We start from the raw sequence: 25,806 nt of genomic DNA, 5'->3' as shown, positions 1-25,806 counted from the left end.
TCGAGCGGCGCAAAGGCGACTTGATCATTTCCAGACTCCTGTTATGAACGCTGTTCATGAGCGACCATAGCACGATCTGAACTGTGTTCAAGACAAAAATGAACGACGTTCACAAAATCGAGGGCGATCCCGCCGAACGACCTGCCGGCAAAACCTCCGCGCGCCGCGCCGATCTGCGCGAGCGGCTCGTGGCCGCCGGCCGCGCGGCGATCGCCGAGGGCGGGCTGCAGAATTTGAAGGCGCGCGATCTCGCCGCCGCGGCGGGCTGCGCCGTCGGGGCGATCTACAATGTATTCGACGATCTCGACGGGCTGATTCTCAGCATCGGCGCGGACACTCTGGCGCGGCTGGAGCGGGAGCTCGCCGCGCCGCCGGGGCCCGTCCCCGAGCCTGCGGAGGAGCTTTTGCGCCTCTCGCTGGGCTATCTCTCCTTCGCCCGCGCCAATAAGGCGCTGTGGCGGGCGCTGTTCGAGCACAGGCTCGCCGGCGGCCGCGCCGCGCCGGCCTGGTATCTCGACGATCAGAGCCGCCTCTTCGCTCTCGTCGAGGCGCCGCTCGCCCGTCTCTTGCCGGATGAGCCCGCGCCCTCCCGCGCCTTGCTCGCGCGCACTTTGTTTTCCGCGGTGCATGGCGTCGTCTCGCTCGGCCTCGAGGAAAAGCTCGCGCCAATGCCGGAGCCGGTGCTCGACGCCGAGCTCGAGCGGCTGGTGCGCGCTTTTGCTGGCGGATTGACCCAGCGCTCGCTCGGGTGAAGCTTGCCTCCTCCTCGAGGAGCGGCCGCTTCGCCGCCTCATCGGGAAGGGCGAGGGTTGCCGACTTCGCCCGGACGCCTTTTTGAATTCGAGCTATGGCTTGCCTTCCAGAGCCCGACCTGAAATATCGGGTTTAGGAAGTTCCAGAGGCGCCGCCGCCCCATGCTGCTGATTCTGCTCTTTTTCGTCGCAATGTGGGCGGGCGCGCAAAATGCGCTGGCCGGCGGCGGCTCTTTTCTCACCCTGCCGACGCTCATGCTCACCGGCATGGACGCCCGCGCCGCCAATGTCACCTCCTGCGTCGCGTTGTTTCCCGCCCAGGTCGCCACCGGCTGGACGGGGCGCGATCTCTCGCGCGGCGCCGCGGGGCTCGGCCTGCGAGCCTTGTTCATCATCAGCATCGTCGGCGGGGCGGTGGGGGCGGTCATATTGCTGCTGACGCCGCCGGCTTTCTTCGCGCAGTTGGTGCCCTGGCTGGTGCTGTTCGCCACAGTCGTGTTCGCCTATGGCAGCTTTCTGCGCAAGCCGGGCGAGGCGAATGCGCATCTCTCGGCGCGAGGGGCCGGTGTCGCGCAATTTTTCATTTCCGTCTATGGCGGCTATTTCGGCGGCGGAATCGGCTTTCTGATGGTCGCGGCGCTGACCATGGCGGGGCAGAATGTCCGCATCGCCGCCGCGACGAAAAACGTGCTCGCCGCCGTGATGAACGCCTCGGCCGTGGCGATCTTCCTGTTCTCGCCGGATCTGCATCTCGAGCAGGCGCTGGTCACCTCGCTCGGCGCGACGATCGGCGGCGTCGCCGGCGCGCGCATGCTGCATCATATTCCCGACAAATGGCTGCGCATCGTCGTCGTGGTCATCGGCGCGCTCTTGACCTTCGGCCTGTTCCAGCGCGCGCCCTGAGGCTTTTGGCCGCCGCGCTTTCGCGCTGGACGGCGGGCGCGTCCTCCTTATGTAACCGCATCGGCGTGCGCCGGCTCGAGAGCCGCGGCGCGAAAAGTCGATGGAGGCCGAACTGTCCGACAATCGCATCCGCAACGTGGCCACGGCGGCGCCCAAGCCCACCGCCAGCGACGAATATGAGAAGCTCGGTCGCGACGCGCTCGTCTCGCTCCTGCGCAGCGTCATCGAGCAGCGCGACGACGTTCTCTCCAAATATGAGGCGATGGCGCTTCAGGTCGATGAATCGACGCGGGAGATCGACGACGCCCAGCTCGAAGCGCGGCGCAACGCCCAGAAGGCCGAAGGCGGCGTGCGTCACGCTCAGGAGGAGGAGGCGCATGTGGCCGAGCTGCGGCGCCGGCTCGACGAGGAGAGCCGCGCAAAGGCGGCGCTCGCCCAGGAATTCGCGCGCTATCGTGACAAGGTGGCCAGCATAAGGGTGGACGATCCCTGGGACCAGCTGTGGCGCGCCGTCTCGCAGATCGCCAGCGACGCTGTCGCCTGGCTGCGGGCGAAGATTCCGCCGGACAGCCAATTCCTGCCCTGGTTCGACAAGGCGGTGGATTTCGCCAAGGCGACGGGCCGTCTCGCCCGCGAATGGAGCCTCGCATTCTACGATTGGGCGCGGCCGCATGCGATCGGCTTCTACGAATGGGGGAAGCCGCGCGCGATAGAGCTGTGGAAAAAGGCGAAAAACGAGATCGAGCGGCGAATGGGCCCGGCCAAGCCGTAGGATTCGACGAAAATCGCCCTTTCTCCGAGCGCGAACACGGCTGGAAATGTCCGCGCCAATGCGTTAGATTCGCGACATGTACGCCCGCTGCGCCATTGTCGCGATCACCCTTTTCGCCGCGCTCGGCCTCGCTCGCGAGGCGAAGGCGGCGGCCGCGCGCGGCGCCGTCCTCGCCTGCCGCGACCAGGCAGACATCAAACGCGCTTTTCGCCCGGTCTCGGACAAGGCGGCCAAGGACGACCCTGCCTATTTCCGCGGCAAGCTCTCGGCGGGCCAATGCGTGCAGCTCATGCGCGATCAAAAGGTTGACGTCGATCAGCGGGACGGGTCCTTGTGGTGCGTGCGTCCCGCGGGCGCGCTGGATTGCTTCTGGACGCACGAAAAAGCCATCGATCTCTACCCCGCGCCGCCGCCCCAGCCGGGCGAGCAGCCGTCCAAGAAAAAGGGCTGAATCGGCCTCCTGCGATGCGGCAGCGCGCTTCCCTCGAGTTGGTCTGTGGCCGCTCGACTGGTAGAACTGTGCCCGTTACGTAATGATTCTCGCCCCAGGGAGCGACGGAAGCCATGATCCAGCCGACGAAATGGTGGATCGGCCTGCCCGTGCTGGCCGTCTTGTTCACGATCGTCGCGACGACGAATGTCGAGAAGATCGAAAAGGATTTGAGTGATCGCGCCCGCGCGGCGCTCGACCGATCGCCCGGCGCGATCGAAGGAGCGAGCGTCGCCGTGGACGGGCGCGACGTCCGGCTGTCCGGCGTCGCCCTCTCGCATGAGGCGGCCGCTTCTGTGGTCAAAGGGGTCGAGGAGCTCGAGGGCGTGCGCGCCGTGAGCGACGCCACGACGCCGCCGCCCTTGGCCGCGCCTTTCGTCTTCTCGCTCGAGCGCAAGGGCAAGTCGCTCGCTCTCTCCGGCAATGCGCCGATCCCCGGCGAACGTGAGCCGATCCGCGCCGCGGCCGTCGGCAAGGGCCTCGAGCTTTCCGATGCTTCGGTCTCGGCGCTGGGCGCGCCGAAGAATTTCGCCGCGCTCGCCGCCTATGGCGTCACGCTGCTCGATGCGCTCGGCGAGGGCAAAGTGTCGGTCTCCGACGCCGCGCTCTCGGTCACCGGCGGCGCCGCCACTTTCGACGGTTACGACCGCGCCGAAGCGGCGTTGAAAACGCCGCCGGCCGGCGTTTCGGTGACGGCGGCCGAGATCGCGCCGCCGCGCGTGTCTCCTTTCGTCTGGAGCGCGGCCAAGGCCGGCGGGGTCGTGTCGCTGTTCGGCTATGCGCCGAGCGAGACGACGCGCGAGACGCTGGTCGCCGAGGCCGCCAGTCTCGGCAAGGCGAGCGATCAGACCCGCGTCGCCGGCGGCGCGCCGGGCGATTTCGCCGCGGCGGCGACGGCGGCTTTGCGCGAGCTCTCCAAGCTCTCGAGCGGCAAAGCCTCGATTGCGGATGGCGTCGTCTCGATCGAAGGCTCCGGCAAGACCAATGTCGGCGCCTCGGCCGTCGAGGCGAGCCTGCGCGTCGCTCTGCCCAAGAGCTTCCGGCTCGATCGCGTGGCGGTGGCGGCGGGCGCGGTCTCGCCTTTCGTCTTTACCGCGCGCAAGCAGGATGGCGTGCTCTCGCTCGCCGGCTTCGCGCCCGACGCCGCCGCCCGCGCGCGCATCGTCGAGCAGGCGAGGCGCGATTTCGGCGACGGCGTGGAAGTCGAGATTTCCGTCGCCGACGGCGCGCCCAAGGGCTTCGCCGAGGCGGCGAGCGCCGCTCTGCGGGCGCTGGCGCGGCTCGACGCCGGCGTCGCGGCGCTGTCGGACCGCAAGCTCGCGCTCGAAGGCGCGGCCTATAACGCCAAGGCGCAATATGACGTCCGCGCGCGGCTCTTCCGCGATCTGCCGGAAGGCTATGAGAACGCCGCTCGGCTCGGCCTCGCGACGACGAAAGACGAGATTCCGCCGACGCGGCTCTATGCCGCGCTGACGGAGACCGCGTCCAAGGGGCTCTCCTTCGGCGCGGATAATATGATCGTGGAAACGTCCTTGCCGGTCGTCGATTCTCTCGCCTTCGTGCTGCTGCGCAGCCCGGGCGTGGCGGTCGACATCGTCGGGCGTTTCGCGGGCGCGGGCTCGGATGCGGAGAACGAGGCCATCGGCCTGCGTCGCGCCGAGGCCGTGCGCAACTATCTTGTCGAGGCGGGCGTCGAAGCGGCGCGACTCTCCGCCTCGGGCGCCGCTGCGGCCGACAAGAGCGGCCGTCGCATCGAATTCTCGATCCGGTGATCCGGGGCTTTCGAGGGAGTACGCCATGCTCTATCTGCTCGCCGCCTCCGCCGAGTGGCTCGCCGCCGCGCTCGCTCTGGGGCTCGTCGTCGGTTTCTGGACCACGACAAAGACGTCAGGCGCGAAATTCGACGGCCTTGGCGTCATCGTGGCGTCGGCCTTCGCGCTGGCCGGCGGCTTTCTCGTCGCCAATCTGCAGACCATTCCGGGCCGCAATGGGCTTTTCCTCGAATTGGGGCTGCTCTTTGCCACGGCCTATCTGATCGGCCTGCCCTTCGGCGGCGGCGTGCGGCTGCTGTTCGGGACCGCGGCTCCCGCCGCGCCGGCCAAGAAGAAGCCGCCCCATGTGGTGCTTCGCGGCGCGGCCGCGCTCACCGAGGACCCGCCGGCGGCCGCTCCCATCGCTTCTGTTCCGGCCCCCGTCGCCGAGGCGCCCATCGTCCTCGCCAGCGAGGCCGGGCCGGCCGCCGCTCCCAGAGCCGCGGCTCCCGCCGCCGAGCCGCGCCGTCGCGCCGCCGCCTCGGGGGCGCCGCGTCCGGCCGAGAGCGAGAAGAAAACGCCCGGCCAGCGGCCCGAAGGACTCGATGCGCCACGCGGCGGCCACGCCGACGATCTGACCAAGATCAAGGGCCTCGGACCCAAGAGCGTCGAGAAGCTGCATGGGCTCGGCGTCTATCATTTCGACCAGATCGCCGGCTGGTCCTCCGAGAATGTCGCCTGGATCGGCGCGACGCTGGCGGTTCCGGGCCGTCCGGAGCGCGGCCGCTGGGTGGCGCAGGCCAGGGAGCTCGCCGGCGCGAAGAGCGAGGCCGCCGCCGAGCGGGCGCAGGCGGAATGAGGGGCGCATATTTTCTCGCGGCGTCGCTCCTTCTCTTCGCGGTCTCCGCGGCGCCGGCGCAGGACATGCTGCGCAATGTCGATCTCGCCCAGCCGGCCTATTCGCAGTCCGAATTCACCCGCGCCGACATAGAGGCGCGGCTCGCGGCGACGAAGGCGGGCGAAACGCTCGATCTCTCGGGACGCAGCCTCAACGGCCTCGATCTCTCCGGGCTCGATCTTACCGGCGTCAATCTGCGCGCTGCCCGCCTCGTCAAGGCGCGGCTCGCCGGGGCCAGACTCGACGGCGCCATTCTCGATCAGGCCTGGCTGCTGGAGGCCGATCTCTCCGGCGCCACGCTGCGCAGCGCGCATATTTTCGCGACCCAGCTCCAGCGCGCGCGGGCCGAGGGCGCGGATTTTTCCAAGAGCCGGCTCGCCGCCGATCTCACCGGGGCCGATCTGCGCGGCGCCTCCTTCCGCGGCGCGGACATGTCCGCCGATATGAAGAACCAATCCATGGGGCTGATGCGCGCCGTGCTGCGTTCGGCGCGGCTCGACGGCGCGCATTTCGACGGCGCCGATCTTTCCCGCGCCGACATGCGCTATGCGCGCGCGCCAGGCGCGATCTTCGACAAGGCCTCGCTGAAGGATGTGGACGCCGCCGGCGCGGATTTCACCGGCGCCCGCTTCGAGGGAACCTCGGCCGAGGGCCTGTCGCTCGACTCGGTGCGGATCGACAGGAGCACGGCCGCTGCGCTGAAAGGCGCGGTGGATTTGGATCGCGCCTATCTGCAATAGAGCGTTTCCAGCCGAAGTGGGCGCCGGTTCGGCGTTGGAAACGTGTCGAAACAAAAGCCTCTAGGGGGCGGGGCTGCCCGATCGCGCCGCCGCCATAGATGAACGAAGGGCGATGACAAAAGAACCCTTCCGCATCGGCGTCGATCTCGGCGGCACGAAGACCGAGGCGATCGCCATGGGTCCCATGGGCGAGACGCTGGCGCGCCGGCGCGCGCCGACGCCCGCTCATGATTACGCCGCCGTTCTGGCGACGATCGGCGGTCTCGTGCTCGATCTCGAGCGCGAGATCGGCGGGCGCGGCAGCGTCGGCGTCGGCACGCCGGGCGTGATTTCGCCGCGCACCGGCCTCGTGAAGAACTCCAACACCACAGGGCTCAACGGCAAGCCGCTCGACAAGGACCTCGAGGCTCTGCTCGAGCGCCCGGTGCGGCTCGAGAATGACGCCAATTGCTTCGCGTTGTCGGAGGCCGTCGACGGCGCCGGAGCGGGCGCGCGCAGCGTTTTCGGCGTGATATTGGGAACCGGCGTCGGCGGCGGCATCGTCGTCGACGGCAATGTCCTGCAGGGCGTCAACAAAGTGGCGGGCGAATGGGGCCATACGCCTCTGCCCTGGATGACGCCGGCCGAATTTCCCGGGCGGCTCTGCTATTGCGGACATTACGGCTGCGTGGAGACCTTTCTCTCTGGGCCGGCGCTCGCCTTCGACTATGGCCAGCGCAGCGGCGCCGAGGCGAGCGGCGAGGAGATCGCCGCGCGCGCCGCGGGGGGCGAGGCGGCGGCGCGCCATGCGCTGGAGGTCTATCGCGACCGCTTGTCGCGCGCGCTGGCGGCAATCGTCAATCTGCTCGATCCGGATGTCATCGTGCTCGGCGGCGGCGTGTCCAATATCGATTTTATTTACGAGGGCTTGCGCGATCTGGTCGAGAAGCAGGCTTTCTCGGATGCGATCGACACGCGCATATTGCGCAATGTGCACGGCGACTCGGGCGGCGTGCGCGGCGCGGCATGGCTGTGGGGCGGGCCGGATCGCGGGATCTGATGCGCTTTTCGTGATATGATGAGCAGCGTTCCGTTTCTCGGGGGCTGTTCATGTCGAATTTGCGAACAATCGAATTGAAGGCCTTCGTGCCGGCGAAGGATTATGAACTCTCCAAGCGCTTCTATCAGGATTTTGGCTTCACGCTCGCCTCCGACGGCGACGGCGTCGCCTATTTCCATCACGAGACCGTGAGCTTCCTGCTGCAGAATTTCTATGTGAAGGAATTCGCCGAGAATTTGATGCTGCATCTGCTCGTCGAGGATGTCGACGCCTGGAAGGCGAAGGTCGACGAGAGCGGGATTGCGGCGCGCTACGGCGTCGCGGTCTCGGATGTGCGGTTGCAGCCCTGGCGGATGCGTGATTTCACGCTGTGCGATCCATCGGGAGTGCTGTGGCGGATCGGGCAGAATGTGGAGGGATATGAGAGCGAGAAGAATTGACGATGAAAAACCTCTTCAGGACAGCTGTTCCGCTGGCTTACCTTTTCGGCACCCTTCCGATGATGGCGCAGACGCAAGAAGACTGTAACGAACATACAATCCGCGCTTCTGACGTGCCTGCCGACGCGCCCAGATTCGAGGATTATCCCGCGCGTCTTTATAATGGGCCGAATGCTCGGCCGCTGATCGAGAGAGATGGCGAGGCGCGACTGTTTCGTACCCGAATCCGAGATTGGGCGAGACAAAAGCCGAATTTCGCGGGCCATTACATTTTGGCGACCTGGGGATGCGGATCGCTCTGCACTCAGATCACGTTCATCGACGCGGTTTCGGGAAAAATCATCATGCAGGACGGCCTAAATAGTAACGTCGCCTATAATGTTCACAGCGACCTTTTGGTGACGACGGGCAATCTGGATTGGCATGCGGAAGGCGCCATCAAGTTCAAAGCGGATAGTCGTCTTCTCGTCGTGATCGGCGAACCGGAGGAGCGATCGGAGCTGCGCGGAATCTCTTACTTCGTAATGCGCGACGATCATCTCGATCGCGTGCGTTTCGTGTCCAAGCCCGGGTTCTGACGGTTCAATGACGCGCTTGCACCGCCCCGAGGCGGTGCTCCGAGAAAAAGAGCATTCCAGAGCTCGCCATGAGCTCTGGATCAGGTCATCAGTTCGTGCTTCTCGAGAAGGCTCGCGGAGAGCGACTACGCCGCCTCCATCGCCTCCAGCTCCGCGATGAGCCCCTCGATCATCTCGAGCCCTATGCCCCAGAAGGCCGGATCGCGCGCATCCAGGCCGAAGGGCGCGAGCAGCTCGTTATAGGGCTTGGCGCCGCCCGCCTCGAGCAGGCCGAAATAGCGCTCGGCGAAACCTGTCTCCGCCTTTTGATAGACGCCATAGAGCGAGTTCACGAGACAATCGCCGAAGGCATAGGCGTAGACATAGAAGGGCGAATGCACGAAATGCGGAATATAGGCCCAGAAGGATTCATATCCTTCGCCGAGCCGAATGGCCGGGCCGAGACTGTCGCTCTGCACGCTCATCCACAGCTCGCAGAGCTTGTCGGCGGTGAGCTCGCCCTTCTTGCGCTCGGTGTGGACCTTGCGCTCGAAGGAATAGAAAGCGATCTGCCGCACAACCGTGTTGAGCATGTCCTCGACCTTGGCGGCGAGCAGCGCGCGCTTCTTGTCGGTCTCGGTCGTCTGCGCCAATAGCGAGCGGAAGGTCAGCATCTCGCCGAAGACGGAGGCCGTCTCGGCGAGCGTCAGCGGCGTCGGCGCCATCAGCGCGCCTTGTCGCGAGGCCAGCACCTGATGCACGCCATGGCCGAGCTCATGGGCGAGCGTCATCACATCGCGCGTCTTGCCCTGGAAATTGACCAGAACATAAGGATGCACGGAGGGCACGGTCGGATGCGCGAAGGCGCCCGGCGCCTTGCCCGGCCGCACCGGCGCGTCGATCCAGTTGCGCTCGAAGAAGCGCGAGGCGATCTCCGCCATTTGCGGCGCGAAGCCGCTATACGCCTTCAGAACGATGTCGCGCGCCTCGTCCCAGCTATAGGCATGCGACGGCGCGGACGGCAGCGGTGCATTGCGATCCCAATAATCCAGCGCCTCCCTGCCGAACCATTTGGCCTTGAGCTTGTAATAGCGATGCGAGAGCCGCGGATGCGCGGCTGTGACGCTGGTGACCAGCGCCTCCACCACCTCCGGCTCGACTCTGTTGGAGAGATGGCGCGAGTCGGCGACATCCTTGAAGCCGCGCCAACGGTCGCCGATCTCCTTGTCCTTGGCGAGCGTGTTGGTGACCAGCGCGAAAGTGCGCAGATTGGCTTTCAGCGTCGCGCCGACGGCCAGCGCGGCCTCGCGCCGCACCTCCTCATGCGAATCCTGCATCAGATTGAGCGCGGGCTCGATGGTCAGCTCCTTGCCGCCGATCGAGAAGCGCAGCGCGGCGATGGTCTCGTCGAAGAGACGGTTCCAGGCGGCGCGGCCGGTGGCGGATTTCTCGTGGAAAAGCCGCTCCAATTCGTCGGAGAGCTCATAGGGCTTCTCCATGCGAATATCTTCGAGCCAGGGCTTCCAATGCGCGAGCGGCGCCGTCGCCGCCGCTGCGCCGAGAACGGCGTCCTCGATACGGTTTAGCTCGAGCTGGAAGAACAGCAATTGCGTGGAAATTTCGGTGATCTTGTCTTGAATGTCGCCGTAGAATTTGGCGCGCGCGGGGTCGCTGGTGTCGCCGGCGTAGACGAGTCCGGCATAGGACATGATTCGGCCCAACAGGTCCTGTAGCGCCTCATAGCGCCGCACGGCCTCTGCGAGCCTCTCGCTCGCCGCCGCGCCGGCCGCCAATTCGCCGAGACGGCCACGAAGCTCGGCCGCGAAGGCGGACGCCTCCTTTTCCGCCGCCGCTATGTCGGCGGCCAGCGCCGGCGAATCCGGCGCGGAATAGAGATCGGCGAGATTCCATTCGGGGAGCGCAGGGCCGGGCTCGCCGGCCTGAGCCTCGGAGACGGCGTCGCGAAGGGGGCCTTGGTCGCGGGCGTGAATTTGCGGCATGGTTCGAACCGGGAGTTGATGATGAAGGGCGCTTCGCCGAATATCGGGCACGGAAGGGAAAAAATGCAAGTCGCAGGCCGTTCGGGAGATTTCTCGCACTTCGGCCCTTTCACGCTCCCCGGCCACTGGATTCGCCCGGACGGCGAGGCTCTCGTTAACGACCCCTTTACCCTGATCCCCGAGCATGGGCTGGAGATGGTGTCGTCCACGTCCTCTACCGCACGCGTCGGATCGTCGCGATCCGGTCGAGCCCACACCGCGCAGCCTTGAGAGATTTCAAGAGGATCAATGACTTCAACGATACTTATCGCCGACGACGATCCGGTCCAGCGCCGTCTGCTCGAGGCTTCGGCGCGGCGTTTCGGCTTCGATGTCGAGACCGTCGAGGGCGGCGAGCAGGTTTTGACGCGGCTGACGAAGAGCGGCGCGACGCCGATCGATCTGCTCATTCTCGACCTCGTCATGCCCGATCTCGACGGCATGGGCGTGCTCACCCGCATGCGCGACCTCAAGATCGACGTGCCCGTCATCGTGCAGACAGCCAATGGCTCCATCGAGACGGTGATCTCGGCGATGCGCGCCGGCGCGCATGACTTCGTCGTCAAGCCGGTCGGCGCGGAGCGTCTGCAGGTCTCCATCAAGAATGCGCTGTCGGCCGATGCGCTCGCGGGTGGGTTGCGCCGCGTCAATCGCCGCACTCAGGGCGCGCTGACCTTCCGCGACCTCGTCTCGCGCAGCGACGAGATGGCGCGCGTCATCCGCCTCGGCGAACGCGCCGCCCATTCCAATATTCCGGTGCTCATCGAGGGCGAGTCGGGCGTCGGCAAGGAGATCGTCGCGCGCGCCATTCAGGGCGGCTCGGACCGCCGCGGCAAGCCCTTCGTGACGGTGAATTGCGGCGCCCTGCCGGCCAATCTCGTCGAATCCATCCTCTTCGGCCATGAGAAGGGCGCCTTCACCGGCGCGACCGAGAAGCACTCGGGCAAATTCCTCGAGGCCAATGGCGGCACGCTGTTCCTCGACGAGATCGGCGAATTGCCGCTCGAGACGCAGGTGAAGCTGTTGCGCGCGCTGCAGGAGGGCGAGATCGACCCCGTCGGCTCCAAGCGCCCGGTGCGCGTCGACATCCGCCTCATCTCGGCGACGAACCAAAATCTGATCGAGCAGGTGAAGCGCAGCCAGTTCCGCGAGGATTTGTTCTATCGCCTCAATGTCTTCCCGATCACCATTCCGCCGCTGCGGGCGCGCCGCGACGACATTGGCGATCTGGCGCGCCGCTTCGCCATCCGCTTTGCGGCGGAGGAGAACAAGCGGCTGCGCGGCATCGCCAATGAGGCGGCCAATCTGCTGGCCAGCTACGATTGGCCGGGCAATGTCCGCCAGCTCGAGAACGCCGTGTTCCGCGCCGTGGTGCTGGCCGACGGCGACGAACTGACGGTCAATGAGTTCCCGCAGATCGCCGCCCATGTGGACGGGTTTTCGGCCCGCGTGCCGCCGGTCCCGGCGCCTGCCGCGCCCGGCTCCGCGCCGGAGCGCGAGATCGTGCGCGTCGAGATTCGCGATCCCAATGTGATGGCGCTGCTCGGGCCGCATGGCGACATGCGCCGTCTCGAGGAGCTGGAGGCCGAGGTCATCAAATTCGCCCTCGTCCATTATCGCGGGCAGATGTCGGAGATTGCGCGTCGTCTGGGCATAGGCCGCTCGACGCTCTACCGCAAAATGAAGGAGTACGGCCTCGGCGAGGAGATGGACGAGAATGTCGACGCCGCCTGATGAGGCGAAGGCGCCGCGAATTTAGGCGTTTCCCGGCTTGCCCAAGGAAGCGCTCGCGGCCATTCTGCGGCTTAGAATGCGCCGCGCGCTCTCGGGCGCCGCGCAATGAACGGAGACCTTCTCAGTCATGTCCGAGCTCTATGATATCGAAGCGCGCACGATCGATGGCGAAACCGTCAAGATCGGCGACTATGCCGGCAAGGTGATCCTGATCGTCAATGTGGCGAGCCGATGCGGCTTCACCCCGCAATACACGGGGCTCGAGGCGATCTGGAACGAGAACCGCGACAAGGGTTTCGTCATTCTGGGCTTCCCTTGCAACCAGTTCAGCAATCAGGAGCCGGGAACCGACGAGGAGATCAAGACCTTCTGCTCGACCCGCTTCGTCGTGACCTTCCCGCTGTTCAGCAAGATCGAGGTGAATGGCGACAATCAGCACCCGCTCTACAAGCTGCTGAAGGAGAAGGACCCGGGCTCGGCGGACGACGTCAAATGGAACTTCACCAAATTCCTCATCGACCGGAAGGGAAATGTGGTGAAGCGCTTCCAGGCGACCAACACGCCGCGCCAGCTGGAGCCCGATATTCTGGCCCTGCTCGCCGAGGCGTGAGGCGCGCGCCGCCGCCGGCCCGAGGCGATGGTAGAGTCGGCGGGCGCCGTGACGAAACCCCACGGCTGCGCCATATTGGTCGAGAGGCTCCGCCGATCCGCCGCGCGAGCGGCCGGCTCGGGGAGCCCCTCGCGCGCCCCGATCGAGGCGGCGATTTCGAGAGGTCGCCTCGACCATGAGCTGCGTTCCGACCATGGGCTGTGTTCCGATCATGAGCTGTGTTCACGATTTCGAAGCGCGCCGCCTGGACGGCGCGAGCGCGAGCCTGTCCGATTACGCCGGCAAGGTCCTGCTCATCGTCAATGTGGCGAGCAAATGCGGCTTCACCCCGCAATATGAAGGGCTCGAGGCGCTCTGGCGCGCCTATCGCGAGCGCGGCTTTGTCGTGCTCGGCTTTCCCTGCGATCAATTCGGCCATCAGGAGCCCGGCGACGAGGCTGCGATCGGCGCCTTCTGCCGGACGACGTACGACGTCACGTTTCCGCTCTTCGCCAAGATCGAGGTGAATGGCGAGAACGCCCATCCGCTCTATCGCTTTCTGAAATCGCAGGCGCCGGGCCTTTTCGGCACGCAGGCGATCAAATGGAATTTCACCAAATTCCTCGTCGATCGAAAGGGCCGCGTCGTGGCGCGTTATGCGCCGACCGACAGGCCGAAGGCGATCGCCGCCGATATAGAGAAATATCTGACGGAGGCTCCGTGACCATCGCGATCGACATTGCGCGCCGCGACGACGGCGCGCCGAAAACCCTCTCCTTCGACGTCGTGGTGCGCGACGCGGCCAGCAAGTCGCGCCATCGCGTGACCATGTCGCAAACGCTCGCCGAGCGTCTCGGCGGCGGGGTCTCCAGCGCCGAGCAATGTCTCACCGCCGCCTTTCGCTTCCTGCTCGACCGCGAGTCCAAGGAGCAGATTCTCGGGCAATTCGATGTGAGCGTGATCTCGCTGTATTTTCCCGAATTCGAGCGCGAGCTGCCGAAATATTTGGTGTGAGCGGCGAATAGCCGAGTCGCCGCCGAGACGGAACGGCCCTGCGACCTTTTGTCTCGAGCGCGGCCGCGAGCGCCTTCCGCGCCGGCGAAGGTCAGGCTCATGACCGCCTTTAATGGCTCATGACTGCATTTAATTTGGCGACTTGGAGATGCTGTCGTAAGGTCACAAAAGCGACACGCGCCGTCGACGCGGGGAGGCGTCCCGCAGCCGGCTGGACCGTCCGTCGGAGGTCGTGATGAAACTGAATTACAAGCCCTTCATGATATTCGCGATTGTGGCGCTGCTCGCCGTCGCTCTGGCCATGCTGTTCGAGCAGCGCAGCCAGCGCACGGTCGGACGCGACATCACCTTCAGTGAATTGCTGGCGCAGATCGATCAGGGCCGCGTCCATGACGTGACCATCGCCGGCAATGAGATCAGCGGGCATTTCGCGGATAATCGCTCCTTCGTCACTTATGCGCCGAATGACCCGACGCTGGTGCAGCGGCTGGCCGCCAAGAATGTCTCCATCAGCGCGCGTCCGTCGAGCGACGGCGGCAATTGGTGGATGACGCTGTTCCTGAATGCGTTGCCGCTCATCGCCTTTCTCGGCGTGTGGGTGTTTCTCGCGCGGCAGATGCAGAACGGCGCCGGCGGCCGGGCCATGGGCTTCGGCAAGTCCAAAGCCAAGCTGCTCACCGAGACGCAGGGCCGCGTCACCTTCGAGGATGTCGCGGGCGTCGACGAGGCGAAAGAGGATTTGGAGGAGATCGTCGAATTCCTGCGCGATCCGCAGAAATTCCAGCGCCTCGGCGGACGCATTCCGCGCGGCGTGCTGCTCGTCGGACCGCCCGGCACGGGTAAGACGCTGCTCGCCCGCGCCATCGCCGGCGAGGCCAACGTCCCCTTCTTCACCATTTCGGGCTCCGACTTCGTCGAAATGTTCGTCGGCGTCGGCGCCTCCCGCGTGCGCGACATGTTCGAGCAGGCGAAGAAGAACGCGCCCTGCATCATCTTCGTCGACGAGATCGACGCCGTGGGTCGTCACCGCGGCGCCGGACTCGGCGGCGGCAATGACGAGCGCGAGCAGACGCTGAACCAGCTGCTCGTCGAGATGGATGGCTTCGAGGCCAATGAGGGCATCATCCTCATCGCCGCGACCAACCGCCCCGACGTGCTCGATCCCGCGCTGATGCGTCCCGGCCGCTTCGATCGTCAGATCAATGTGCCGAATCCGGACTTCATCGGCCGCGAGAAGATCCTCAAGGTCCATGCCCGCAAAGTGCCGCTGGCGCCGGATGTGGATCTCAAGGTCGTCGCGCGCGGCACGCCGGGCTTTTCCGGCGCCGATCTGATGAACCTCGTCAATGAGGCGGCTCTCCTTGCGGCGCGGCGCAGCAAGCGCATCGTCACGCGGGCCGAGTTCGAGGATGCGCGCGACAAGATCATGATGGGCGCCGAGCGCCGCACTCTGGTGATGACGGAGGAGGAGAAGCGCCTCACCGCCTTCCACGAGGGCGGCCATGCGCTGGTGCAGATGAACATGCCCGGGTCTATTCCGATCCACAAGGCGACGATCATCCCGCGCGGCCGCGCGCTGGGCATGGTGCAGGGCCTGCCGGAGCGCGATCAGATCTCGCAGAGCTATGAGCAGCTCATCGCCATGCTGGCCTTGGCGATGGGCGGGCGCGTGGCGGAGGAGCTGGTGTTCGGCCACGACAAGGTGACGTCGGGCGCGGCGAGCGACATTCAGCAATGCACGCGCATCGCGCGGGCGATGGTGACGCAGCTCGGCTTCTCCGACAAGCTCGGCACAGTGGCCTATGCCGAGCCGCAGCAGGAGCAGTTCCTCGGCTATTCCATGGGCCGCACGCAGACGCTCTCCGAGGCGACGCAGCAGACGATCGACGCGGAGGTGCGGCGTCTGGTGCAGGAAGGCTATGACGACGCCAAGCGCATCCTGACCGAGAAGCGCGGCGATCTCGACCTGCTGGCCAATGGCCTGCTGGAGTTCGAGACGCTGACCGGCGACGAGCTGATCGGCCTGCTGCAGGGCAAGCGCCCTGTGCGCGAGGACGTTCCGCCCGCGGCTCCGCCGGCGCGTCCCTCGCCGGCGCCCGCGGCCGGCGCAGCGCTTCCCGCGCCCGAGCCGGACACGGGCGGCCTGGAGCCGCATCCGGTCTGAACGAAGCCGGTCTGAACGAAGCAAAGCCCGGCGAACAGCCGGGCTTTTTCGTTGCTGCGCCATGCTCGGCTTTTGTCTCGACGCATTTCCAACGCCGAACCGGCGTCCACTTCGGCTGCAAGCGCTCTATGGCGCAAGCGCGGCGCTGCGCCTTGCGCGCTGCGAAAATCGGCCCGAGAAGCGCGCGCCGCCTGTCACGCCCGCGCCGCCGCTCCATATGCCTTATTCGCGAGAATGCGTCGGCAAAGCCGCCTCGTTCTGTTTTTCGCCTTGTTCGTCTTCGACAAAAGACGCGTTGGATCGATCGGAAATCGTCATGTCGCTTCGTCTGCGTCTCGTCCTCGTCTTCGCCGCTCTGCTCGCCAATGCGGGCGCGGCCGTCGCCCAATATTATTATTGGCCGGATTCGACCTATGGCGGGCAGAACGGCGCCGCCGGCGATCCCGACGGCGAACGGCAGCCGCCGCGCCGCCAGCGCGCCCGCGCCAATTGGCCCTTCGACGAGGAGCGTCGCGATTCGCCGCGCGCGCGAAGCCGGGAGACTCACGAGAAGAACGATCGCGAGAGGGAGCGTCTCGCCGCTCTGCCGCCCGACGCCGATCCCGATTATTCGACGCCGATCGACTATGACGATGATGTCGACATGCGCCAGACGCGGCGCCGTTTCGTCGCCGATCCGACCGCCGAGGAGCCCGGCGCGCTGACGATCGACACGCGCGCGCGGCGTCTCTATCTCTCGCTCGAGGACGGACGCGCGGTCGAATATGCGATCGGCGTCGGCCGCACGGGCTTCGCCTGGAAGGGCGAGGCGAAGATCGGGCGCAAAGCCTTCTGGCCGGGCTGGACGCCGCCGCCGGAAATGCTGGAGCGCCGCCCCGATCTGCCCGAGCATATGGACGGCGGGCTGAAAAATCCGCTCGGCGCGCGGGCGCTCTATCTGTTCCAGGGGCAGAAGGACACTTTGTTCCGCATTCACGGAACCAATGAGCCGGAGAGCATCGGCCGCGCGGTCTCGTCCGGCTGCATCCGCATGCTCAATGCGGATGTGATCGATCTCTATAAGCGCGTCGCCAAAGGGGCGCGCGTCGTCGTCAAATAATCAGGCCGCGCAGGTATAATCAGGCTGCGCACGTGCGCGCCTGCGCCTGCTCCAGCTCGCCGAGACAGGCGGCGATCGTCGCCATTGTCGCCATGCTGCGGCGATTGAGCATGGACTTCGGAAATTCGACCTCGAGCTCGCGCTCCAGCCACAGCATCACCTGAATGGCGCAGAAAGGCGAGAGCCCGGCGGCATAGAGATCGGCGTCGGCGGAAAGGCGCGCGGCAGTGGCCGGCAGATTGCCCTTGGCGTCCATGGCGCGGCGGATGAATTCGATCATGGCCCTCTCCCTCTCGTTTCGCTCTCGTTTCATCGAGCGTGAGAGGAGCTTACGTGTGGCCGCCTCCTGCATCTGTGCGCAGTCGCACGAGCCGTTGTCTCGAGGAGCAGAGCCCGCGGCTCGCGATGGCCGCGCCGATTGTCGGCGCGTCGGCGCGGCCTATATGGCCATAGTGTCGATGGCGCCGACGATGGCGCCGACAAGGGGCGTGAACCCTCGCGAGGACAAGAGCCGATGGCGACACGGCCGATGGCGCGACCGGTTTTCGCAACGCATCCGCATGGCGAGCCGCCGATCGAGACATTGCGCGCCCGCTTGGCGGCGGCGCGCGAGCGCACTCTCGCGCTCACCGAGCCGCTCGGCGCCGAAGATATGGCGGCGCAGGCGATCGAGGAGGCGAGCCCGACCAAATGGCATCTCGCCCATACGAGCTGGTTCTTCGAGAGCTTCGTGCTGGCGCGCTTTCTGCCCGCTTATGAGCTCTTCGATCCCGCCTTCGGCTATTGCTTCAACTCCTATTACGAATGCGCCGGCGCGCGGCAGCCGCGGCGGCGGCGTGGCCTGCTGAGCCGGCCGTCTCTGGAGCGCGTGCTCGCCTATCGCCGCCATGTGGAGACGGGGCTCGAGCGGCTCTTCGATCGCGGCCTCGCGCCGCAGAGCGAGGCCGCGGCGCTGATCGAGCTCGGCGTGCAGCACGAGCAGCAGCATCAGGAGCTGATGCTCGCCGATATTCTCGCGCTTTTCGCCGCCAATCCGCTGCGGCCGGCCTATCGCGCCGCGCCGTTGCGCGGTCTCGGCGAAGCGCCGGAGCCTCTGCGCTGGATCGGCTACGCCGGCGGAATCGTCCGCATCGGCTGCGATGGCGGCGAGGGCTTTTGCTTCGACAATGAGACGCCGCGCCATGATGAGCTGATTCATCCCTTCGAGATCGCCGATCGGCCGATCGCCAACGCCGAATGGCTCGAATTCATCGATGACGGCGGCTATGGCGATTCCTCGCTCTGGCTCTTCGACGGCTGGGCGACTGTCCAGCGCGAGGGCTGGGAGGCGCCGGCCTATTGGGAGCGGCGCGGTGACGCCTTTCTCGTCATGACGCTGGAAGGATTGCGGCCGCTGGAGCCCGCTGCGCCGGTCGTTCACGTGAGCTTCTACGAGGCCGACGCCTTCGCCCGCTGGGCCGGCGTGCGCCTGCCGACCGAATTCGAATGGGAGGCCGTGGCGAATGAGGAGCCGGTCGCCGGCAATCTGCTCGACAGCGGCGCGCTGCGCTCGCTGCCGCCGGCGGAGAAATTTCAGGGCCATGCGCGCCAGCTCTTCGGCGATGTGTGGGAATGGACGGCGAGCGCCCATCTTCCCTATCCCTCCTATCGCCGTCCTGCGGGCGGGCTCGGCGAATACAACGCCAAATTCATGTGCGACCAGCATGTGCTGCGCGGCGGCTGCTGCGTGACGCCGCAGAGCCATATTCGCGCCAGCTATCGCAACTTTCTCTATGCGCGCCAGCGCTGGCTGTTCGCCGGCCTGCGCCTCGCCAGGGATGTGAGCCGATGACGAACGAGATCGATTTCACCCAGCTCTTCGAGCCGCGGGGCCATGGCTTCGCGGCGGATGTGCTCGACGGTCTGTCGCGGGCCGAAAAGCGCCTCTCCTGCCTCTATTTCTACGATGCGGTCGGCAGCGAATTGTTCGACGAGATCACGCGCCTGCCGGATTATTATCCGACGCGCGTCGAGACGGATATTCTGAGCGCTCACGGCGAGGAGATGCTCGACGGCGCGGACGAGGACGCCGCGCTCGTCGAATTCGGCTCGGGCTCGAGCCGCAAGACGGAGATCCTGCTCGAGCGCGCGCCGCGGCTCGCCCTCTATGCGCCGATCGACGTCTGCGCCAGCGCGCTGGAGAAGGCGCGCGCGCGTCTTTCGGCGCGCTTCCCGCATTTGCGCGTCAGCCCGATCGTCGCCGATTTCTCGCGGCCGGTCGCGCTGCCCGAGGATCTCGCCGGCCGCCGCCGCATCGGCTTTTTCCCCGGCTCGACGATCGGCAATTTCGCGCCGGAGGAGGCGCGCGGTCTGCTGCTCGCCATGCGCATCCTGCTCGGGCCGGGCGGCCGGCTCATCGTCGGCGTCGATCTGAAGAAGGAGCCCTCCCGTTTCATCGCCGCCTATAATGACGCGCATGGCGTGACGGCGGCGTTCAACCTCAATCTCCTGGCCCGCATAAATCGCGAGCTGGGCGGCGGCTTCGATCTTTCGGGCTTTGGCCATCAGGCGATCTATGACGAGCGCGCGGGCCGCGTCGAGATGCGTCTCGTCAGCCGGCGCCGCCAGACCGCGACGATTCGCGGGCGCGACTTCGCCTTCTCGCGCGGCGAGGCGATCCACACCGAGGATTGCTACAAATACGCCGTCGACGAGTTTCGCGCGGCGGCGAGCGGCGCGGGCTGGACTCCCGGCCGCGTCTGGACCGATGCGGACGCGCTGTTCAGCGTCCACGAGCTGAGAGCGCCGTAAACGTCGGGGCACCGCGCGCCCTTCACCGCCGCATCGTCAGTTCCCGCGCCATGCGCAGCCGCTCTTCGAGCCGCGGCAGCAGGCGCGCCGCGAAGGCCTGGAGCTCCGGCGCCTGCCCACGCGCGGCATAGTCGCTGAACAGCGAGATGGCGTCCTCATGGACCTCGACCTGCTGCAGGACGTATGAATCGTCGAAATCCTCCGTGTGGCCGAAGGCCGGCAGAGGAAAATATCTCGCGCTATAGGCGATGTCCATCGCGTCTATGGGGGGCTCGATCGAGGCTTTTTCCAGCGTCGAAGCGAATTCTTCTTCGGTTTCGCGGCTCTCGGCGATCATTTGCTGCGCGAAGCGCTTGACCGCGGCGGATCGGGCATAGCGCGTCGCCAGCTCGCTCGTGTAGACTTCGAAACGACCTGCGACCATGACCCTGTCGACGAAGTCCTTCGCCGAAACATAAGCTGCGCGCTGCATCGTCGTCTCCTCGAGCCACGATTCCTGCGCCGTCACTTGCGTTTCATGAAGCTGGGTCGACATGGGCCTGCGCGCAAGAGGAGCGACCGCATGAATCTCGTCTCGACCGTGACGCCGCCACCCCCGACCGTCGAGGACGGGCCGCGCGAGCTCGACCTCGCCGGGGAAATCCCCTCCTTCGACACGCTGGATCGCGCCGCCCGCGCCTTCACAGCGCGCATCACGCATGGCGTGTCGCCGCTCGCGCAAATGTCGGCCTGGCTCGATTGGGCGACGCATCTCTCCCGTGCGCCGGGGCGGCAGATCGAGCTGTCGCTCGCCGCCACGCAGGACGCCGCCAGATACGCGCAATTCGCCATGCACGCCGCGAAGGGCGAGGTCGCGGCGGCGCCCTTCGCGCCTGCGCCTTTCGACAAGCGCTTCGACGATCCCGCCTGGGACGCGCCGCCTTTCGCCTTTTGGAAACAGGGGTTTCTCGCGAGCGAGCATTGGTGGCGGCAGGCGACGCGCGAGGCGCGCGGCATGACGCCCAATGACGCCGCCCGCGTCGCCTTCATGGCGCAGCAATGGCTCGCTCTGTTCTCTCCCTCCAACGCCTTCTGGCTCAATCCCACTGTCATCGACCGCACGACCAAGGAAGGCGGCGCCAATCTCCTGCGCGGCGCCGAGAATTTCCTCGAGGATTTTGCGCGCGCTCTGCTCAACACGCCCAATGGCGGGAACGGCTTTCGCGTCGGCGTCGATGTGGCGGCGACGCCGGGCGAGGTGATCTTCCGCAACGAGCTGATCGAGCTCATCCAATATGGGCCGACGACGGACAGCGTCTTCGCCGAGCCGATCCTGATCGTGCCGGCCTGGATCATGAAATATTATGTGCTCGATCTGCGCCCGCAGAATTCGCTGGTGCGCTATCTGGTCTCGCAGGGCTTCACCGTCTTCATGATCTCCTGGCGCAATCCGACGCCGGAAGATCGCGACCTCTCCTTCGACGATTATCGCGTCTCCGGCGTGCTCGCCGCGCTGAATGCGATCGAGGCCGTGCTGCCGGGCCGCAAGGTGCACGCCTGCGGCTATTGCCTCGGCGGCACGCTGCTCTCCATCGCCGCCGCCGCCATGGCGCGCGACCATCACGAGCCCTTCGCCAGCCTCACTCTGCTGGCGGCGCAGACCGATTTCAGCGAGCCCGGAGAGCTGATGCTGTTCGTCGACGCGGCCCAGGTCGCCTTTCTCGAGGACATGATGTGGGACCAGGGCGTGCTCGACACGCGCCAAATGGCCGGCGCCTTCGCGGCGCTGCGCTCCAATGAGCTGGTCTGGTCCAAGGCGGTGCGCGAATATCTGCTCGGCGATCGTCAGAAGCCCAATGATCTCATGGCCTGGAGCGCCGATCAGACGCGCATGCCCTATCGCATGCATTCGCAATATTTGCGCGGGCTGTTCCTCGAGAATCGGCTGACGGCCGGCCGCTACGCCGTGGACGGGGAGGTGGTGGCGCTGAAGGATATTTCCGCGCCCATGTTCGTCGTCGGCACCGAGACCGACCATATCGCGCCCTGGCGCTCTGTGTACAAAGTCCACCTCTTCACCGACAATGAGCTGACCTTCGCGCTGACGACCGGCGGCCATAACGCCGGGGTGGTCTCGGAGCCGGGGCATGGCGGCCGCTCCTATCATGTCGGCCTGCGCCGCGCCGGCGATCATTATGTCTCGGCCGACAAATGGCTCGCGGCGGCGCGGCGGGAGCGGGGCTCTTGGTGGCCGCTCTGGACCGAATGGCTCGCCGCCCATGGCTCCGCGGAGCGCGTCGCGCCGCCGGCCATGGGGGCGGCCATGCGCGGTTTTCCGCCGCTCTGCGCCGCGCCCGGAAACTATGTCCATGAACGGTGAGCGCTTTCCCCTCGACGCGCGGCAAATTAATTGTCAAACTGAAATTGTGGCTTTGGCCGGGGCGATAAAGTGTCGTATTCTTTGTTACGCATAGCTTATTTCGAAGGGCTCGACGCCGCCGAGGCGGAGCGGATCGCGCGCAAATGCATCTGGCGGCGCGTCGACGAGCGCGAGCTCGTCGTCGATTATGACGATCGCTCGACCGACGTCTATTTCATCGTCTCCGGCGATCTGCGCGTGCTCATCCGCACGCCGGCGGGCAAGGAGGTCATTCTCTGCGACCTCCATCCCGGCCAGATTTTCGGGGAAATGGCGGCGATCGACGGCGCCGAGCGTTCGGCCAATGTCACCGCTCTGACGAAATCGGAGCTCTGCATCATGCCGGCGAGCGTGTTCAAGACCGTGCTCTTCTCGCAGCCGGCGGCCTGTGAGAAAGTGCTGCGGCTGTTGACGAAGCGCATCCGCGACCTCAACGCCCGGCTGTTCGAGCGCTCCGTGCTCGATCTTCGCCATCGGCTCTACGCCGAGCTCTTGCGCCTCGCTCTGCCGCGCAAGGGTCATGACGGCCAGGCGATCATCTCGCCGCCGCCGCTGCAGCATGATCTGGCCGCGCGCATCGGTTGCCGGCGCGAGCAGGTCAATCGAGAGGTGCAGGCCATGATCCACGAGGGTCTCGCCGAGAAGATCAGGGGCGGTCTGGTTCTGCTGCGGCCCTCCCAGCTGGAGCAGCGGCTGACGACCTGCCTCGAGCAGGCCGGCTGAGCCTGTCGCTCTGTGCGGTCTCGCACAGAGGGGCGGCGAGGCGCCGCCTAGAGTGGCGACGCTCGCTCGTTGCGGGCGTCCAACCCCGCCAGACGAGTCCGCCAGACGAGCCCGCTATGTCTTTTGCTCTAATTCCATTGTCCCGATGCGCCGAGCTCTGCGGGCTCGGGCCGGACGAGATGATCCCCGGCGCGATTCCCTCGCCCTTTCATCAGTCCCTCTATGAGAGCTATCTGATGCTCTGCGATGATCGCGGCGCGGATTTCGTGCGCGACCTCATCGTCTCCGACCTGCGGCGGGCGCTGGATCTAGGGGCGACGCGCCTCGCCGCCGAGCTGCTGCTGGTGCTGCGCCGCTTCCTGTCCGTGCCGCGGGGGGCGCCGCGCTTCCGGGCCGCGCCGCCGGACGCGATCGCGATCGCGGCCGCCCTCGGCGTCGTCGAGCGTCTCGCGGCGCGGCGCGCGTCGGGCGCCTTCTCGAGCCTTTCGCGATTCGCCGCTCAGCCGCGGGGCCGATCGAGCGATGTGACGGATCGGCAACAGTCGGCGGGCTTTCTGCCGCCGCGCTGCGGCTCGGCTTGCCGGGGGCTGCGATTCGAGTCAGCTTGAGCGCGCCTTCGGCGAAATTTCTCTTTTCTTCCCGCGCCATTGCCGGCGCCTCGATGTTTCGCCGAGAGGTATGTCGTGCTGGATATGTTCCGAAAGACGGCCGCTGCGGCGTCGCTGCTCGTCGCTGCGGCGCTGTTCGCCGGGCCGGCGGCCGCCGAGCCCGAGGAGCGCGCGGAGCAGACGCGGCTCTCCGACCATTTGCGGCGTCATCCGGCCGATTATGAAGCGACCTATCGCTATGTGCTGATCTCGCGGGAGCTCGGCGATCACGAGGCGGCCATCGGCGCGCTGGAGCGTCTCATCGCCTTCAATCCGGCGCTGGCGCGGGCGCGCAAGGAACTGGGCGTGCTCTACGCCCGCCTCGGCGCCTATCAGACCGCGGCTCTGCATCTGCGCGCCGCGCTCGAGGCGCCCGATCTCGACCCCGCCCAAAAGGCGCAGATCGAGGCCCTGCTGCCGGACGTCGAGCGCCAGACCGAAGCGAGCCGCTGGTCGGCGCGGCTGCAGACCGGCCTGCGCTCGCAGTCCAACGCCTCCTTTTTTCCGGCCAATGGGCTGTTTCTGGTCGGCGGCGTGGGCGTGCTGTCGCCGCTGCCGCGCCGCGCCGATTTCAACGCTTTCGAGCTCGTCGACATCGCCAATGACACCGATCTCGACGCCGAGCGGTCGGCGCAGCTGGAGACGCGCTTCAAGGGCTACGCCACCCAGCAATTCCATGTGGCGAGCTATAATGTCGGCGTCTTCGGCCTCTCCTCGGGGCCGCGCTTCACGCTCGACTCGGAGTTTCTCCCCGGCGCGAGCGTGAAACCCTATGTGACCGGCCTCACCTCTTATGTCGGCGGCGGCAATTTTCTGAATTCGGGCGGCGCCGGCGTCGTCGCGCGCCTGCCGCTGCTCGGCGAATCGCTGTCGATCGAGCCCGGCGTCGAATATCGCTATCTCGGCGTCTCCATCGGCGGTCCCTTCGCCTCGCTGAGCGCCATTTCGACCGGCGGCGCCGTCACCGCCTCGCTCGGGACGATCTGGCGCGCCTCCGATGCGCTGCGCCTCGAGACGCGCGCCGCCTTCACCCGCCACAACGCCATTCTGGGCTCGCAATCCTTCGACGAGATCGAGGAGCAGGCGCTGGCAAGGCTCGATTTCGATCCGCCTCTGGCCTCGCTCGGGCGAAAATGGTCGATCGCGCCCTATGCGCGGATTTTCCAGCTCGCTTTCGACGCCGTCGATCCGATGGTCGATCCCTGGCGGCCGCGGCGCGACGTCGGCTGGGCGGCCGGCGTGCTGGTCGAGGCGCCGGTCACGCGCGAGATCGGCCTCTCGGCCGCTTTCGAATACGCCCGCAACGAATCGAACCTGCCGAATTTCCGCACGGATAATCTGTCCGTATGGTTCGGGCCGGTCGCGCGATTCTGAAGGAGGAGCCCCCATGTCCAGAATGGCGCAGAGGATCGCGATCATGGCCTTGATCGCGGCGACCGCCTCCGGCGCGCGGGCCGAGGCCGTCGGCAATGTCGGCGCGGTGAATCAGAGCGCGCAGAGCGCGCCTCCGGGCCGTCCCGCGCGCCCGCTGGCGCTCGGCGCCGATGTCGTCGATCGCGAGCGCGTCGAGACCGGCGCCGACGGCAGCGCGCAAATCGTGTTTCTCGACACGTCGACCCTGTCGATCGGCCGCAACAGTCAGGTGACGATCGATCGTTTCGTCTATTCCGGCGGCGTCGGCGGCGAGCAGGCCGTCTCCATGGCCAAAGGCGTGCTGCGCTTCGTCGGCGGCGGCGTCAGCCATGGCGGCGGCGCCAATCTGCGCATCCCCTCGGCGACGATCGGCGTGCGCGGCGGCGCGGCGCTGGTCGTGCTCGACGAGCCCGGCTGCGGCGCGTTGATCGTCGACCAATATGGCAGACTGACCATCTCCGCGGGAGGCGTCGTCCGCAGCTTGTCGCGCCCCGGCGTCGGCCTGTGCGTCTCGGCCGATGGCGTTTTCGGCGATCCCATCAACGTCGGCGTCGAGACGATCCGCCGGCTGACCGCCCGGCTGACGAGCGCCCCCGGCCAGCGCGGCGGCGCGAAACGCGCGCCGACCGAGCAGGAGGCCGAGCTCGGATTGGGCGACGCGCGGCCGCCGCTCGGCCTCGCCGAGATCGATCAGCAGCCGGGGCTCGACACTCTGCGCCCGTTCTGGGCGGGCCAGGCGCTGGCGCGCAGCAAGGCGAGCGTCGACCATCAGCCCTCGCCGCCGATCGAAACGCCGGACGACTATTATTATTACCCGCCGCCCGTCGATACGGGCGGGCCTGTTCTATAGGCGA

General features: G+C 66.6%; 26 protein-coding genes. 23 read left to right on the top strand and 3 right to left on the bottom strand.

The genetic code is table 11. From position 1 onward, the window contains the following. Positions 1-98: 98 nt before the first annotated feature. The 10 genes from AC6IY7_RS03245 (at position 99) to AC6IY7_RS03200 (ending at position 8,363) form a co-directional block, all read left to right on the top strand. Positions 99-752, top strand: coding sequence for a TetR/AcrR family transcriptional regulator (locus AC6IY7_RS03245; RefSeq protein ID WP_497781585.1), 654 nt, complete (start codon positions 99-101; stop codon positions 750-752). Between the two features lie 162 nt (positions 753-914). Next, positions 915-1,655 carry a sulfite exporter TauE/SafE family protein gene (locus tag AC6IY7_RS03240; RefSeq protein WP_497781584.1) on the top strand — a complete coding sequence of 247 codons (741 nt, stop codon included), beginning with the start codon at positions 915-917 and terminating at the stop codon, positions 1,653-1,655. A 100-nt stretch (positions 1,656-1,755) separates the two neighbouring features. Next, a complete protein-coding gene (locus tag AC6IY7_RS03235) occupies positions 1,756-2,427 on the top strand; it encodes a hypothetical protein (protein WP_497781583.1) in 672 nt (223 codons plus the stop codon). A 76-nt stretch (positions 2,428-2,503) separates the two neighbouring features. After that, the gene (locus AC6IY7_RS03230; RefSeq protein ID WP_497781582.1) at positions 2,504-2,878 is read left to right on the top strand and encodes a hypothetical protein; all 375 of its coding nucleotides are present in this window, start codon (positions 2,504-2,506) and stop codon (positions 2,876-2,878) included. Positions 2,879-2,991: 113 nt separating this feature from the next. Continuing rightward, complete coding sequence (locus tag AC6IY7_RS03225; RefSeq protein ID WP_497781581.1) at positions 2,992-4,689, top strand: OmpA family protein; 1,698 nt, start codon at positions 2,992-2,994, stop codon at positions 4,687-4,689. Positions 4,690-4,714: 25 nt separating this feature from the next. Beyond that, positions 4,715-5,527: a helix-hairpin-helix domain-containing protein gene (locus AC6IY7_RS03220; protein ID WP_497781580.1), complete on the top strand. Its 813-nt coding sequence runs from the start codon at positions 4,715-4,717 to the stop codon at positions 5,525-5,527. Further along, positions 5,524-6,306, top strand: coding sequence for a pentapeptide repeat-containing protein (locus AC6IY7_RS03215; protein ID WP_497781579.1), 783 nt, complete (start codon positions 5,524-5,526; stop codon positions 6,304-6,306). The genes AC6IY7_RS03220 and AC6IY7_RS03215 overlap by 4 nt, the downstream gene beginning before the upstream one ends. A 112-nt stretch (positions 6,307-6,418) precedes the next feature. Beyond that, positions 6,419-7,345: an ROK family protein gene (locus tag AC6IY7_RS03210; protein WP_497781578.1), complete on the top strand. Its 927-nt coding sequence runs from the start codon at positions 6,419-6,421 to the stop codon at positions 7,343-7,345. Positions 7,346-7,395: 50 nt separating this feature from the next. Next, positions 7,396-7,785, top strand: a complete 390-nt coding sequence (locus tag AC6IY7_RS03205) for a VOC family protein (protein ID WP_497781577.1) — start codon at positions 7,396-7,398, stop codon at positions 7,783-7,785. A gap of 2 nt (positions 7,786-7,787) precedes the next feature. Beyond that, positions 7,788-8,363 carry a hypothetical protein gene (locus AC6IY7_RS03200; protein ID WP_497781576.1) on the top strand — a complete coding sequence of 192 codons (576 nt, stop codon included), beginning with the start codon at positions 7,788-7,790 and terminating at the stop codon, positions 8,361-8,363. Between the two features lie 125 nt (positions 8,364-8,488). Here AC6IY7_RS03200 and AC6IY7_RS03195 read toward each other — a convergent pair whose 3' ends face one another. Further along, a complete protein-coding gene (locus tag AC6IY7_RS03195) occupies positions 8,489-10,342 on the bottom strand; it encodes a M3 family oligoendopeptidase (protein WP_497781575.1) in 1,854 nt (617 codons plus the stop codon). A gap of 288 nt (positions 10,343-10,630) precedes the next feature. Between AC6IY7_RS03195 and AC6IY7_RS03190 the strand changes: the two genes are divergently transcribed. The 6 genes from AC6IY7_RS03190 to AC6IY7_RS03165 all read left to right on the top strand — a co-directional run bounded on the left by AC6IY7_RS03190 (position 10,631) and on the right by AC6IY7_RS03165 (position 16,981). Further along, the gene (locus AC6IY7_RS03190) at positions 10,631-12,115 is read left to right on the top strand and encodes a sigma-54-dependent transcriptional regulator (RefSeq protein WP_497781573.1); all 1,485 of its coding nucleotides are present in this window, start codon (positions 10,631-10,633) and stop codon (positions 12,113-12,115) included. A gap of 127 nt (positions 12,116-12,242) precedes the next feature. Continuing rightward, positions 12,243-12,725 (top strand): glutathione peroxidase, encoded by a 483-nt coding sequence (locus tag AC6IY7_RS03185; RefSeq protein WP_497781572.1) that lies wholly within the window; start codon positions 12,243-12,245, stop codon positions 12,723-12,725. Between the two features lie 211 nt (positions 12,726-12,936). Continuing rightward, on the top strand, positions 12,937-13,428 hold the full coding sequence (locus AC6IY7_RS03180; protein ID WP_497781571.1) for a glutathione peroxidase: 492 nt from the start codon (positions 12,937-12,939) through the stop codon (positions 13,426-13,428). Then, a complete protein-coding gene (locus tag AC6IY7_RS03175) occupies positions 13,425-13,718 on the top strand; it encodes a hypothetical protein (protein WP_497781570.1) in 294 nt (97 codons plus the stop codon). Before AC6IY7_RS03180 ends, AC6IY7_RS03175 begins: the two co-directional genes overlap by 4 nt. Before the next feature lie 235 nt (positions 13,719-13,953). Further along, positions 13,954-15,882: an ATP-dependent zinc metalloprotease FtsH gene (gene ftsH, locus AC6IY7_RS03170; protein ID WP_497781569.1), complete on the top strand. Its 1,929-nt coding sequence runs from the start codon at positions 13,954-13,956 to the stop codon at positions 15,880-15,882. Between the two features lie 316 nt (positions 15,883-16,198). After that, positions 16,199-16,981 carry a L,D-transpeptidase gene (locus tag AC6IY7_RS03165; RefSeq protein WP_497781568.1) on the top strand — a complete coding sequence of 261 codons (783 nt, stop codon included), beginning with the start codon at positions 16,199-16,201 and terminating at the stop codon, positions 16,979-16,981. Positions 16,982-17,000: 19 nt separating this feature from the next. On the opposite strand, the gene AC6IY7_RS03160 is transcribed toward AC6IY7_RS03165, so the two are convergent. Next, positions 17,001-17,261, bottom strand: coding sequence for an acyl carrier protein (locus tag AC6IY7_RS03160; protein WP_497781567.1), 261 nt, complete (start codon positions 17,259-17,261; stop codon positions 17,001-17,003). A gap of 234 nt (positions 17,262-17,495) precedes the next feature. Between AC6IY7_RS03160 and egtB the strand changes: the two genes are divergently transcribed. Beyond that, on the top strand, positions 17,496-18,812 hold the full coding sequence (gene egtB / locus AC6IY7_RS03155; RefSeq protein WP_497781566.1) for an ergothioneine biosynthesis protein EgtB: 1,317 nt from the start codon (positions 17,496-17,498) through the stop codon (positions 18,810-18,812). Next, the gene (gene egtD / locus AC6IY7_RS03150) at positions 18,809-19,771 is read left to right on the top strand and encodes an L-histidine N(alpha)-methyltransferase (protein ID WP_497781565.1); all 963 of its coding nucleotides are present in this window, start codon (positions 18,809-18,811) and stop codon (positions 19,769-19,771) included. Before egtB ends, egtD begins: the two co-directional genes overlap by 4 nt. A gap of 22 nt (positions 19,772-19,793) precedes the next feature. On the opposite strand, the gene AC6IY7_RS03145 is transcribed toward egtD, so the two are convergent. Beyond that, positions 19,794-20,306, bottom strand: a complete 513-nt coding sequence (locus AC6IY7_RS03145) for a DUF4142 domain-containing protein (protein WP_497781564.1) — start codon at positions 20,304-20,306, stop codon at positions 19,794-19,796. A gap of 27 nt (positions 20,307-20,333) precedes the next feature. On the opposite strand from AC6IY7_RS03145, the gene AC6IY7_RS03140 reads away from it, so the two are divergent. From AC6IY7_RS03140 to AC6IY7_RS03120, 5 genes are all read left to right on the top strand, one after another. Then, complete coding sequence (locus AC6IY7_RS03140) at positions 20,334-22,130, top strand: PHA/PHB synthase family protein (RefSeq protein ID WP_497781563.1); 1,797 nt, start codon at positions 20,334-20,336, stop codon at positions 22,128-22,130. 69 nt (positions 22,131-22,199) lie between these two features. Continuing rightward, the gene (locus tag AC6IY7_RS03135) at positions 22,200-22,892 is read left to right on the top strand and encodes a Crp/Fnr family transcriptional regulator (RefSeq protein ID WP_497781562.1); all 693 of its coding nucleotides are present in this window, start codon (positions 22,200-22,202) and stop codon (positions 22,890-22,892) included. A gap of 116 nt (positions 22,893-23,008) precedes the next feature. Continuing rightward, complete coding sequence (locus tag AC6IY7_RS03130) at positions 23,009-23,500, top strand: hypothetical protein (protein WP_497781561.1); 492 nt, start codon at positions 23,009-23,011, stop codon at positions 23,498-23,500. 84 nt (positions 23,501-23,584) lie between these two features. Continuing rightward, a complete protein-coding gene (locus AC6IY7_RS03125; protein WP_497782767.1) occupies positions 23,585-24,913 on the top strand; it encodes a tetratricopeptide repeat protein in 1,329 nt (442 codons plus the stop codon). 13 nt (positions 24,914-24,926) lie between these two features. Then, the gene (locus tag AC6IY7_RS03120) at positions 24,927-25,802 is read left to right on the top strand and encodes a FecR family protein (protein ID WP_497781560.1); all 876 of its coding nucleotides are present in this window, start codon (positions 24,927-24,929) and stop codon (positions 25,800-25,802) included. Positions 25,803-25,806: the final 4 nt, after the last annotated feature.

The sequence above is a fragment of the Methylosinus sp. is20ea genome (genome assembly GCF_059718135.1).
Note: the sequence above shows the minus strand (reverse complement) of the source record. Positions and strands in the feature narration are given on the sequence as shown.